At 56.9% G+C, this 12,197-nt stretch carries 10 protein-coding genes; 8 read left to right on the top strand and 2 right to left on the bottom strand.

All coding sequences use genetic code 11. The features are described 5' to 3' along the window. Positions 1 to 116: 116 nt before the first annotated feature. Positions 117 to 959 carry an NADPH-dependent 7-cyano-7-deazaguanine reductase QueF gene (gene queF, locus L463_RS01485; protein ID WP_032102910.1) on the bottom strand — a complete coding sequence of 281 codons (843 nt, stop codon included), beginning with the start codon at positions 957 to 959 and terminating at the stop codon, positions 117 to 119. 69 nt (positions 960 to 1,028) lie between these two features. On the opposite strand from queF, the gene syd reads away from it, so the two are divergent. The 8 genes from syd to L463_RS01525 all read left to right on the top strand — a co-directional run bounded on the left by syd (position 1,029) and on the right by L463_RS01525 (position 9,363). Continuing rightward, positions 1,029 to 1,574 (top strand): SecY-interacting protein, encoded by a 546-nt coding sequence (gene syd, locus L463_RS01490; protein ID WP_032102909.1) that lies wholly within the window; start codon positions 1,029 to 1,031, stop codon positions 1,572 to 1,574. Positions 1,575 to 2,206: 632 nt separating this feature from the next. Continuing rightward, the gene (locus L463_RS01495; RefSeq protein ID WP_032673309.1) at positions 2,207 to 2,536 is read left to right on the top strand and encodes a YqcC family protein; all 330 of its coding nucleotides are present in this window, start codon (positions 2,207 to 2,209) and stop codon (positions 2,534 to 2,536) included. Next, the gene (gene truC, locus L463_RS01500) at positions 2,533 to 3,318 is read left to right on the top strand and encodes a tRNA pseudouridine(65) synthase TruC (protein WP_023295347.1); all 786 of its coding nucleotides are present in this window, start codon (positions 2,533 to 2,535) and stop codon (positions 3,316 to 3,318) included. Before L463_RS01495 ends, truC begins: the two co-directional genes overlap by 4 nt. Before the next feature lie 15 nt (positions 3,319 to 3,333). Continuing rightward, complete coding sequence (locus tag L463_RS01505) at positions 3,334 to 3,783, top strand: flavodoxin (RefSeq protein ID WP_023295346.1); 450 nt, start codon at positions 3,334 to 3,336, stop codon at positions 3,781 to 3,783. Positions 3,784 to 4,091: 308 nt separating this feature from the next. Continuing rightward, positions 4,092 to 5,447 (top strand): galactarate/glucarate/glycerate transporter GudP, encoded by a 1,356-nt coding sequence (gene gudP, locus L463_RS01510; protein ID WP_003862734.1) that lies wholly within the window; start codon positions 4,092 to 4,094, stop codon positions 5,445 to 5,447. Then, on the top strand, positions 5,447 to 6,787 hold the full coding sequence (locus tag L463_RS01515; protein ID WP_032102955.1) for an enolase C-terminal domain-like protein: 1,341 nt from the start codon (positions 5,447 to 5,449) through the stop codon (positions 6,785 to 6,787). Before gudP ends, L463_RS01515 begins: the two co-directional genes overlap by 1 nt. Before the next feature lie 15 nt (positions 6,788 to 6,802). Further along, on the top strand, positions 6,803 to 8,140 hold the full coding sequence (gudD, locus tag L463_RS01520) for a glucarate dehydratase (protein WP_032102906.1): 1,338 nt from the start codon (positions 6,803 to 6,805) through the stop codon (positions 8,138 to 8,140). Between the two features lie 77 nt (positions 8,141 to 8,217). Beyond that, the gene (locus L463_RS01525; RefSeq protein ID WP_032102905.1) at positions 8,218 to 9,363 is read left to right on the top strand and encodes a glycerate kinase; all 1,146 of its coding nucleotides are present in this window, start codon (positions 8,218 to 8,220) and stop codon (positions 9,361 to 9,363) included. 50 nt (positions 9,364 to 9,413) lie between these two features. Here the strand turns inward: L463_RS01525 and barA are convergent, their stop codons facing one another. Continuing rightward, positions 9,414 to 12,173 (bottom strand): two-component sensor histidine kinase BarA, encoded by a 2,760-nt coding sequence (barA, locus tag L463_RS01530; RefSeq protein ID WP_003862726.1) that lies wholly within the window; start codon positions 12,171 to 12,173, stop codon positions 9,414 to 9,416. Between the last annotated feature and the right edge of the window lie 24 nt (positions 12,174 to 12,197).

The following is a 12,197-nucleotide window of genomic DNA, read 5'->3' as shown; positions in this document are numbered from 1 at the left end:
GTGAGCTCCTTATGGGACGATTATCGTCTTTCCCTGTTGATTACAATAGCCCTGGCTTATGACGTTTCACAACACTTCGGGCGGAATACCGCCCGCATATTGTGAAAATATTTATCTTACTGGCGCACCAGCCGTCCGGTGGCAGGCACAAAATCGGTATTGGTGCGCCACGGATTGATATCCAGACCGCCGCGACGGGTGTAGCGGGCGTAAACGCTCAGCTTTTCGGGCTGGCAGAAACGCTGGATGTCGTTGAAGATGCGCTCCACGCACTGCTCGTGGAATTCGTTGTGATGACGGAATGACACCAGGTAACGCAGCAGCTTTTCACGATCAATCTGCGGGCCGCGGTACTGGATCTGTACCGAGCCCCAGTCCGGCTGATGGGTGATAAGGCAGTTGGATTTCAGCAGATGGCTGACCAGCGTCTCGTTGACCACTTTTCCGCCCGCCGCGTTTTCCAGGTAGTCGGTGCTAAATTCATAGCTTTCCACCTCAATCTCCTGATCGTCGATGCAGGTGCCGTGGAAATGGGCGACAGGCTGTCCTTCCAGCTCATGCAGACGGTATAACGAGACGGTTACGTTCCCCTGCGCGCACGCGCTTAAATCACGTTCAAGCGTCTGTTGTACCTCGTCCCAGCTGTTGAATTTGGTCTGGTTAAAGCTGTTGAGATAGAGCTTAAAGCTCTTGGATTCGACCAGGTTTACGCTGGCGTAATCCAGCTCGACGTGGCCCACGGCCACCTGCGGCAGACCGCGCGCATTCAGCCAGGAGAGTTCGTACAGCGTCCAGATGTCGCCGCCGACAAACGGCAGCGCGTCAGCGTGCAGCCCGAGCGGATCGCGGTTCAGACTGCGCGGCACGCCCTGCAACAGGCTTGCATCGTAGGTGTCGCGGTAATCGGTCGATTTACCCAGCGTTAAGCCCGTTAACGCCTGATGATTTTCGTAAGACATGTTTCATAGCCACTTTACAGGTACACTTATGGGCTGAGTTTATCCTGTCTTACAAGAAGAGAGAAATCGGTGGATATCGAAACTGCAAATGCCCTGACGTCCTTCACGTCCCGCTATTGCGATGCCTGGCATGAAAAGCGGGGGACGTGGCCGCAAAGTACTGACTTATATGGCGTGCCGTCACCGTGCATTATCGCTTCGCAGGATGATTACGTTATCTGGCAACCGAAACCGTTCACGGGCGAGCAGAATGTAAATGCGGTTGAACGCGCGATGGACATTGTGATACAACCTGCGCTTCATGCATTTTATACCACGCAGTTTGCCGGGGATATGACTGCATGTTTTGCAGGACAGCCGTTGACGCTGCTGCAAACCTGGAGCGAAGACGATCTGCAACGCGTTCAGGAAAACCTCATTGGTCACCTGGTCACGCAAAAACGCCTTAAGCTCTCTCCGACTCTCTTTATTGCGACGCTCGACAGTGAACTGGACGTCATTTCAGTCTGCAATCTGTCTGGCGAGGTCATCAAAGAGACGCTCGGCACCCGCAATCGCGACGTTCTCGCGCCTTCACTTGCGGATTTTCTTACCCGAATTGAGCCGCTTCTGTAATCCATGATGCTACTGGGCGTGTGAGAGATCTCTTACACGCTCTGTGAGACATCGCCGAAACAATTAGCATTGTCTTAGGAATTTCAGATTAATATTAACTTCTCTTTCAACAAGTTAGTGGTTTTCTGAAAGGAAATCCCCCGTTTCGCCTGGCTTACATTGCTCACAAGGTGGGTTGTAAGACGAAGCAGAATAGCGGATTCTATCTGTGTCGACAGGATGCCGACACGAGAAACGAACATCAGGATGATGGCGTTTCTTACCAGGAACACGTCAGGATGACGCCGCAGGAAGGCTTCAGGATGAAGCAAAGTGGATCACGCAGGACGCGTAAGGGACACCTCCAGGAAGGAGAACGAGAGCCGGTCAGGATGGTCGGTGGGTCAGGATGGCCAGGACGTTTCAGGATGAAACCTACACATCAGGACGATGTGAGCAGGAAGCAAAAGGTAAAGGGATGACCAGGCCTTCGGGCATCAGGAAAAGTTGTCACGGATGAGCAGGGAGCACGTATTGTAGCTGGAATGCTGCGAAACGAACCGGGAGCACTGTTTTTACAGTGCTCCCTTTTTTTATTTCTGTCGTCCGCAATGCTATGCTTCGCGCCATTCCGTTTTTCAGTTGAGGTATATATGTCGCATCATGACAACGTTCGTGCGCAGTTGCACGCCATCGAAGCCCTTATGCGCCAGCATCAGCTGTGGCAGGATAACGCGCCGCAGCCAGACGCGTTCGCCAGCACCCAACCGTTTTGTCTGGATACGCTGGCCCCGTTCGAGTGGCTCCAGTGGGTCTTAATTCCGCGTATGCACGCGCTGCTGGAAGGTGGTCACGCGTTGCCCGCGTCTTTTGCCGTCTCTCCCTATTACGAAATGGCGCTGGAAGCGACCCACCCGGTGCGTGCCATGATGCAGGTGGAGCTGGAAAAGCTCGATGCGCTTTTCGCCGGTGACGATGCATGACGCTTGAGATCCTTTATCAGGATGAGTGGTTAGTGGCGGTGAATAAACCGTCCGGCTGGCTGGTGCACCGTAGCTGGCTCGATCGCGATGAGAAAGTCGTGGTCATGCAAACCGTGCGCGATCAGATCGGTCAGCACGTCTTTACTGCCCATCGTCTGGATCGGCCAACCTCTGGCGTTCTGCTGATGGGGCTTTCCAGTGAGGCGGGTCGACTGCTTTCGCAGCAGTTTGAGCACCACCAGATGCAAAAGCGCTACCACGCCATCGTGCGTGGCTGGCTGACGGATTCCGCCACGCTTGATTATCCGCTGGTGGAGGAACTGGATAAAATCGCCGATAAATTTGCCCGCGAAGATAAAGGCCCGCAGCCTGCGGTGACCGACTATCGCGGTATGGCGACCACAGAACTGCCGGTGGCGACCAGCAAATTTCCGACCACGCGATACAGTCTGGTTGAGCTTTTGCCCAAAACCGGGCGCAAGCACCAGCTTCGCCGTCACCTTGCGCACCTGCGCCACCCGATTATCGGCGACAGCAAGCACGGCGATCTGCGCCAGAACCGCAGCGCGGCCGAGCACTTTGGCTGTAACCGGCTGATGCTGCACGCCAGCGAGCTACGCCTGACGCACCCGTTTACCGGCGAACCGCTGACTATTCGCGCGGGGCTGGACGAGGTCTGGATGCAGGCGCTGTCACAGTTTGGCTGGCTGGGACAACTCCCCGAAAATGAAAGGGTTGAGTTTGCCGCAGGCAACGTTCAGGATGAACAGCAAGCGCAATAATTACGGGAGCAAAGCATGGCTGAAGTAGGCATTTTTGTCGGCACGATGTACGGCAACTCGCTGCTGGTGGCGGAGGAAGCGGAAGCAATCCTCGTAAACCAGGGCCATAAAGCAACGGTCTATGAAGATCCGGAGCTGGCGGACTGGGAAAAGTATAAAGATAAATACATTCTGGTGGTGACCTCCACCACCGGGCAGGGCGATCTGCCGGACAGCATCGTCCCGCTTTTCCAGGGCATTAAAGACCAGCTTGGCTATCAGCCAGATGTTCACTATGGCATCATCGCCCTCGGCGATAGCTCTTACGCTAATTTCTGCGGCGGCGGTAAGCAGTTCGACGCGCTGTTGCAGGAACAGAGCGCTCAGCGCGTCGGAGAGATGTTGCTGATTGATGCGGGTGAACACCCTGAGCCAGAAAGCGAGTCAAATCCCTGGGTTGAACACTGGGCAACGCTCCTGAACTAACCCTGTACTATACAAACGCCAGGCCGGGTCAGGCGTAGCCGCCACCCGGCATTACACCCCGCCCCAAACGCCATTTCCGTGAACCACCTTCCACTCCTCTGGGCTTATGCCCTAAACAACCTCCCTCACGCCCTTCAATACTGTGTTTTTGCACGGTGAGGTGAAGAGGCACTCCTTCATATACTTTTCCCGTCACTATAAAACGGCTTCTGGCCGTACCAAAACCAAACACAAATCTCTCATTCTGATTACCCTACAGGTGCTGTACAGAATGAACCAGGCGAAAGCTATGTTTCAGGAGTGCAACAATGAGTACATTAAGCCACGCGGCGAGCAGCGCTGAGAAGCGCACCAACGCCCGCTACTGGATAGTGGTGATGCTGTTTATCGTCACCTCTTTCAACTACGGCGACCGTGCCACGTTATCCATTGCCGGCTCTGAGATGGCAAAGGACATCGGACTTGATCCGGTAGGTATGGGTTATGTTTTCTCCGCATTTTCATGGGCCTACGTAATCGGCCAAATCCCTGGCGGCTGGCTGCTGGACCGCTTTGGTTCAAAACGGGTCTATTTCTGGTCCATTTTCATCTGGTCGATGTTTACCCTGTTACAGGGCTTCGTGGATATCTTCAGCGGCTTCGGCATTATCATTGCGCTCTTTACCCTCCGCTTCCTGGTGGGCTTAGCGGAAGCGCCATCGTTCCCTGGCAACAGCCGTATTGTGGCCGCCTGGTTCCCGGCGCAGGAGAGGGGAACGGCGGTAGCCATCTTTAACTCGGCGCAATACTTTGCGACGGTTATTTTCGCGCCAATCATGGGCTGGCTGACGCACGAAGTGGGCTGGTCGCACGTCTTCTTCTTCATGGGCGGGCTGGGGATCGTCATCAGCTTCATCTGGCTGAAAGTGATCCACGAACCAAACCAGCATCCGGGCGTTAACAAGAAAGAGCTGGACTACATTGCTGAAGGTGGGGCGCTGATCAACATGGATCAGAAAACCCAGAAAGCTAAAGTTCCGTTCAGCCAGAAATGGGGGCAGATCAAACAGCTCGTCGGCTCACGAATGATGATCGGTATCTATCTCGGCCAGTACTGCATTAACGCCTTAACCTACTTCTTTATCACCTGGTTCCCGGTTTACCTGGTGCAGGCACGCGGGATGTCGATTCTGAAGGCGGGGTTTGTCGCCTCCGTGCCGGCCATCTGCGGCTTCGTGGGTGGGGTGCTTGGCGGGGTCATCTCCGACTGGCTGATGCGTCGTACCGGTTCGCTGAATATTGCGCGTAAAACGCCAATCGTGCTCGGCATGCTGCTCTCCATGACCATGGTGTTCTGTAACTATGTCAGCGCGGAGTGGATGATTATCGGCTTTATGGCGATGGCCTTCTTCGGTAAAGGCATTGGCGCACTGGGCTGGGCGGTGATGGCAGATACCGCGCCGAAAGAGATCAGCGGCCTGAGCGGCGGTCTGTTCAACATGTTTGGCAACATTTCCGGCATTGTCACCCCAATCGCTATCGGTTACATCGTCGGCACCACTGGCTCCTTCAACGGCGCGCTGATTTATGTAGGCGTCCATGCGCTGGTGGCGGTACTCAGTTATCTGGTGCTGGTGGGTGACATCAAACGAATCGAACTGAAACCTGTTGGGGAGCGCGGATGATGACAACGCAATCAAGCCCGATCGTGACGGAGATGAAGGTCATTCCGGTGGCGGGGCAGGACAGCATGCTGCTCAACATTGGTGGCGCGCATAACGCCTGGTTCACCCGCAACATTGTGGTGCTGACCGACAGCGCAGGGAATACTGGCGTCGGGGAAGCGCCTGGCGGAGAGGTGATTTACCAGACGCTGGTCGACGCCATCCCGCAGGTGGTTGGGCAGGAGGTCGCCCGCCTGAACAAGGTGGTTCAGCGGGTGCATAAGGGTAACCAGTCGGCGGATTTTGATACCTTCGGCAAAGGCGCCTGGACGTTTGAACTGCGCGTTAACGCGGTGGCGGCGCTGGAGGCGGCCCTCCTCGATTTACTGGGCAAGGCGCTGAACGTGCCGGTCTGCGAACTGCTGGGGCCAGGCAAACAGCGTAATGCGGTAACGGTGCTGGGCTATCTGTTCTACGTTGGCGACCGGACGAAAACCGATCTGCCGTATCTGGAACGCTCGCCGGGCAGCCACGAGTGGTATCACCTGCGTCATCAGGAGACGCTCTCTGGCGAGGCGGTGGTACGCCTTGCAGAGGCGGCGCAGGATCGCTACGGCTTCAAAGACTTCAAGCTGAAAGGCGGCGTTCTGCCCGGCGAGCAGGAGATTGACAGCGTGCGCGCGTTGAAAAAACGCTTCCCGGAGGCACGCATCACCGTCGATCCGAACGGCGCCTGGCTGCTGGATGAAGCTATCACGCTGTGCAAAGGGCTGGGCGACGTGCTGACCTACGCGGAAGATCCGTGCGGCGCCGAGCAGGGATTTTCTGGCCGCGAGGTGATGGCCGAATTCCGCCGCGCTACCGGGCTGCCGGTTGCGACCAACATGATCGCCACCAACTGGCGTGAAATGGGCCATGCGGTGATGCTGAATGCGGTGGACATACCGCTGGCGGACCCGCACTTCTGGACCCTTTCCGGCGCGGTGCGCGTGGCGCAGCTGTGCGATGACTGGGGGCTCACCTGGGGCTGCCACTCCAATAACCATTTCGACATTTCGCTGGCGATGTTTACCCACGTTGGCGCGGCGGCGCCGGGCAACCCGACCGCCATCGATACGCACTGGATCTGGCAGGAAGGCGAAGCGCGCCTGACCAAAAATCCACTTGAAATCAAAAACGGCACAATTGCCGTACCGGATGCGCCGGGGCTAGGCGTGGAGCTTGACTGGGATCAGATCCACAAGGCGCATGAAGCGTATAAAAAACTGCCGGGCGGCGCGCGCAACGACGCAGGCCCGATGCAGTACCTTATCCCCGGCTGGACATTTGACCGTAAGCGCCCTGTATTTGGACGTCACTGATAAAAGGATCGAACGATGAGCACATTTTCTACCCCTGTAGTCACCTCCATGCAGATCATTCCTGTCGCGGGACATGACAGCATGCTGATGAACCTGAGCGGCGCTCATGCGCCGTTCTTCACCCGTAATATTGTGGTGATCAAGGACAACTCAGGGCATACCGGTGTCGGTGAAATCCCGGGCGGGGAGAAGATCCGTAAAACGCTGGAGGACGCCATTCCGCTGGTGGTGGGTAAAACGCTGGGCGAGTACAAAAATGTGCTGACTCGCGTGCGTACGACCTTTGCCGATCGTGATGCGGGTGGCCGTGGTCTGCAAACGTTTGATCTGCGCACCACTATCCATGTGGTCACGGGCATTGAAGCCGCGATGCTGGATCTGCTGGGCCAGCATCTTGGCGTCAATGTCGCCTCCCTGCTGGGCGACGGCCAACAGCGCAGCGAAGTGGAAATGCTCGGCTACCTGTTCTTTATCGGCAACCGCAAACTCACCCCGCTGCCGTACCAGAGCCAGCCGGACGAAAAATGCGACTGGTATCGTGTGCGTCACGATGAAGCGATGACCCCGGATGCGGTAGTGCGCCTGGCGGAAGCCGCGTATGAAAAATATGGCTTTAATGACTTCAAGCTGAAAGGCGGTGTACTGGCGGGTGAAGAAGAAGCAGAGGCGATCGCCGCGCTGGCGAAGCGCTTCCCGCAGGCGCGCGTCACGCTGGATCCGAACGGTGCCTGGCCGCTTGATGAGGCGATAAAAATCGGTAAGCAGCTTAAAGGCGTGCTGGCCTATGCAGAAGATCCGTGCGGTGCAGAGCAGGGGTTCTCCGGACGTGAAGTGATGGCGGAGTTCCGTCGCGCCACCGGGCTGCCAACCGCCACCAACATGATCGCGACCGACTGGCGTCAGATGGGGCACACGCTCTCGCTGCAATCGGTGGACATTCCGCTGGCAGACCCGCACTTCTGGACGATGCAGGGCTCGGTTCGCGTGGCGCAGATGTGCCATGAGTTCGGCCTGACCTGGGGCTCGCACTCCAACAACCACTTCGACATCTCGCTGGCGATGTTCACCCACGTGGCGGCTGCCGCGCCGGGCAACATTACCGCCATCGACACCCACTGGATCTGGCAGGAGGGCAACCAGCGCCTGACCAAACAGCCGTTTGAAATCAAAGGCGGTATGGTACAGGTTCCTGCTACGCCGGGTCTGGGCGTAGAACTGGATATGGACCAGGTCATGAAAGCGCATGAGCTGTACCAGAAACACGGCCTGGGGGCGCGTGATGACGCGCTGGCGATGCAATACCTGATCCCAGAGTGGACATTCGACAATAAACGTCCGTGCATGGTACGATAAGCGCATTGGGACCGCTCCCATGAGTGGTCCCTTACGTGGTGTATGCTTAACGTAACTAACATGCGTAAGGATGGCTTATGAAAATTGTTATCGCTCCGGACTCGTATAAGGAAAGCTTGAGCGCGCTGGAGGTGGCGACAGCGATAGAGGTCGGTTTTCGCGACATTTTCCCGTCAGCGGACTATGTCAAATTACCGGTTGCCGATGGTGGCGAAGGGACGGTGGAAGCGATGGTGGCAGCCACGCATGGGCGTCTTGTCCATGTTCCCGTTACCGGGCCTTTGGGTGAACGCGTGGAAGGGTTTTTCGGGTTATCCGGAGACGGGAAAAGCGCCTTTATCGAGATGGCGGCAGCGAGCGGTCTGGAGCTTGTTGCTCCCGCAAAGCGTAACCCGTTAATCACCACCTCCTGGGGAACCGGGGAACTGATCCGTCATGCGCTGGATGCGGGCGTAAAGCATATCATTATTGGCATTGGAGGCAGCGCGACCAATGACGGTGGCGCAGGCATGGTGCAGGCGCTGGGCGTAAAACTGCTGGATGCGAAAGCGCAGCCCGTAGGGCCGGGCGGCGGCGAACTGGCAAGCCTTGCGCATATCGATCTTAGCGGGCTGGATAAGCGGCTGGCAGACTGTCGAATTGAAGTGGCCTGCGATGTAACCAACCCTCTGATCGGCGAGACAGGCGCTTCTGCGGTATTTGGTCCGCAGAAAGGGGCGACGCCGGAGATGATCAGGACGCTGGACAACGCGCTGGCGCATTACGCAAAAATTATCGCCCGGGATCTGGATATTGACGTCTTAAACCTGGCGGGGGGCGGTGCGGCTGGCGGAATGGGGGCGGCGCTGTATGCATTTTGCGGCGCACAGCTCCGTCAGGGGATTGAGATTGTCACCGATGCCCTGCATCTTGATGAACAGGTCGCGGACGCCGATCTGGTGATCACGGGCGAAGGGCGTATTGACAGCCAGACGATCCACGGCAAAGTGCCCGTTGGCGTGGCGAGAGTTGCGAAACGCTATAACAAGCCGGTTATCGGCATTGCCGGCAGCCTGACGGCGGATGTTGGCGTGGTGCATGAGCACGGACTGGATGCCGTATTCAGCGTGATTTACACCATCTGCTCGCTGGAGGATGCGCTGGAAAATGCGCAACAGAATGTACAGATGGCCGCAAGGAATATTGCAGCGGTGATAAAGATGGGGCGGGGGATGTCGCGTTAACGTTCGTGCTCCTGTAAGCCCGGTAAGCGAAGCGCCACCGGGCTTTTGTCTTAGCTCCCCAACACCTTCATTGCTTCCCGCGTCACGTTGTCCATCTCGTCCAGCAGCTCCAGGAACTCCGGTTCGAGATCGGATTCTGGCGTACCCGCGCGGAGCTGCTGTTCAAGCAACTGGCAGAGATTTTTCAACCGCGGTACGCCGCTGTAGCCGCAGCTGCCATGCAGTTTATGAATGGCTTCCAGCAGTCCTTCGGGGTTTTCACCCACCAGCTGTTCTTCAACCTTGTTACGGATCTCAGGCAGGAAGTCCACCAGCATTTGCAGCATATCGCGGGCCAGATCGGGTTTGCCTGCCGCCTGGCGCAGCGCCAGTTGCCAGTCAAACGTGGCATTCTGGTTAACGCTGATCTCCGGCGATTCAGCTGTAATGGTGTATGTCCCGCCAATGTGCCCCGGCTTGTAGCGCAGCAGCAGGCTGTGCAGCTTCTCTTCGTCGATCGGTTTCGCCAGATAATCGTTCATGCCCGCACCCAGCAGTTTCTCCTTTTGCCCCGCCATCGCGTGCGCCGTCACGGCAATCACCGGCGTCTGCTGCTGGTGCGGAAGCTGGCGAATCAACTCGCAGGCGCGGATGCCGTCCATGCCCGGCATCTGAATATCCATCAGGATCAGGTCGAACTGCATCTGTTTGGCTTGTTCCACGGCTTCGGCGCCGCTGGTACACAGCTCAACATGCTGAACCTGATCCTCAAGCAGCACGCCAATCAGCTTCAGGTTCGCCGGGTTATCGTCCACGGCCATCACCGTCATCGGCAGCTTATGTTCGTCGTTTTCCAGCGGCAGGGACTGATGCGTCAGACGGCAATATTCGGTCAACGCAGGTAACAGCCGTGTGGCGGTGAGGGGTTTCAGCAGACACGCCGCCGCTCCGTCGTTTTTCAGCTCTTCGGCGTTGATTTGGGCGTGGCACGGCAGCGCCAGCAGCAGGTAGTCCGTCATTGAGGCCGCCTTCGCCAGGCGTTCCTGCTGCATGGTCAGTTCTCCGGTAAACGTCACCGGAATCCCCAACAACAGGATATCGTAATGATCGTTCGCCAGCGCGGAGAAGGTCGGACTGTAGATGACCTCCAGCGGCGTGCTGCTTAATACATCAAGCGTACACTGCGCCGCCGCGGCGTTCGGTTCCACATAGGCCAGACGCATCCCCTTCAGGCAGCCGGTGACCGGGCCGTCGGTCTGCACGTTCGGGTTAAGATCAAGGTTGATATGGAACCAGAAGGTTGAGCCCCGGTTAGGCTGGCTATGGAAGGAGATATCGCCTCCCATCTCTTTCACCAGCTTTTGGGTGATCACCAGCCCCAGGCCCGTTCCGCCGTGACGACGGGAAATGCTCGCATCGGCCTGGCGGAAAGCCTGGAACAGACGCGTCTGATCGCGCTCCGGAATACCGATGCCGGTATCCCGGATCTGCACTTCAATCTGGACTTTGTTATTACTGAGCGCCCTTTTTTCGACCAGAATATCGATGTTGCCGCTCTCGGTGAACTTAATCGCGTTGCCCACCAGATTGGTAATGACCTGTTGCAGGCGCAGCGGGTCGCCAATGACGTTATCCGGCACGTCATTTTTAATATTGAGCGTCAGTTCCAGACCCTTATCATGCGATGAGTGGGCAAGAAGCGTGACCACGTCATCCAGCGTGCTGCGCAGCGGGAAGGGAATACTCTCCAGAATCAGCTTGCCCGCTTCCAGCTTCGAGAAGTCCAGTACGTCGTTAATAATGGTCAGCAGGTTGTTGGCTGAGCGTTCAATGGTATGCAGATGGTCACGCTGGGTCGGGTTCAGCTCGCTTTTGAGCGTCAGACGGGTGAAGCCAATCACCCCGTTCAGCGGCGTGCGCAGCTCGTGCGACATGTTCGCCAGGAACTCAGACTTAATACGTGCCGCCTCCTGCGCACGTTTTTTCGCCAGATCCAGCTCCACGTTCTGGATCTCCATCTGCTCCAGCGTTTCGCGCAGGTCAGAGGTGGCCTGGTCAACGTTGTGCTGCATCTCTTCGTGATAAGCCGCCAGCGACATCGCCATTGAGTTGATGCCATTTTTCAGCATATCCAGCTCGCCGAGCATAAAGCCTTCCACGCGGCTGTCGAGCTGACCCCGGCGGATCCGGTCAACGGTATTCACCATGTTGCGGATAGGCCCCGTGACGTCGCGCATCAGTCGCCAGCCGAAGATCAGCGCGATGCCGATGCAGAACAGCATCATCACGCCGGAGATGAATATTTCTTTGTACTGCTGGAGCCGTACCGACTTAAGATCCAGCTCCAGCGCCACATATCCCAGCATATTATTGCTGGACTTCGCATCGGACTGGGCGGATTCATCGGGTGAATAGCTTTCGGAGATAATCGGCGTGCGCAGGATCATGATATCGCCGCGCCGCAACACCGTAAGATGACGCGGGAAGGGGGTACCATCCGGGATTTTCAGCGACGTGGGATCCAGATGGAAATTCGAGGTGACGAACAGACGGTTATGCTCATCGTAAACGGAAATAGCGCGCACAATCTCTGAATGACGGCGGTGCAGCACGCTGATTAACTGACCAATGGATTCACGGTTTTGCAGGTTCATACCGTACTCGCTGGAGACGGCCAGCGGTTCGATAATGCTGGCCCCGGCATCTTCAAGCTGTCTCTGCAAATCGTTATAGCGATGCACCACAAAGAAAATGCTCAGCAGCAAACCGATGAGAACGGTAGGAGCGAGGATCAAAATCATCATGCGCGCGCGCAGGCTGTAGTTGGTCATGGAGTTCCGTTATGGGACAATCAG

Origin of the sequence: Enterobacter sp. BIDMC 27, from assembly GCF_000534415.1 — a bacterium.
Taxonomy (GTDB): Bacteria; Pseudomonadota; Gammaproteobacteria; order Enterobacterales; family Enterobacteriaceae; genus Enterobacter; species Enterobacter hormaechei_C.
This window is presented reverse-complemented; position numbering and strand designations above follow the sequence as displayed.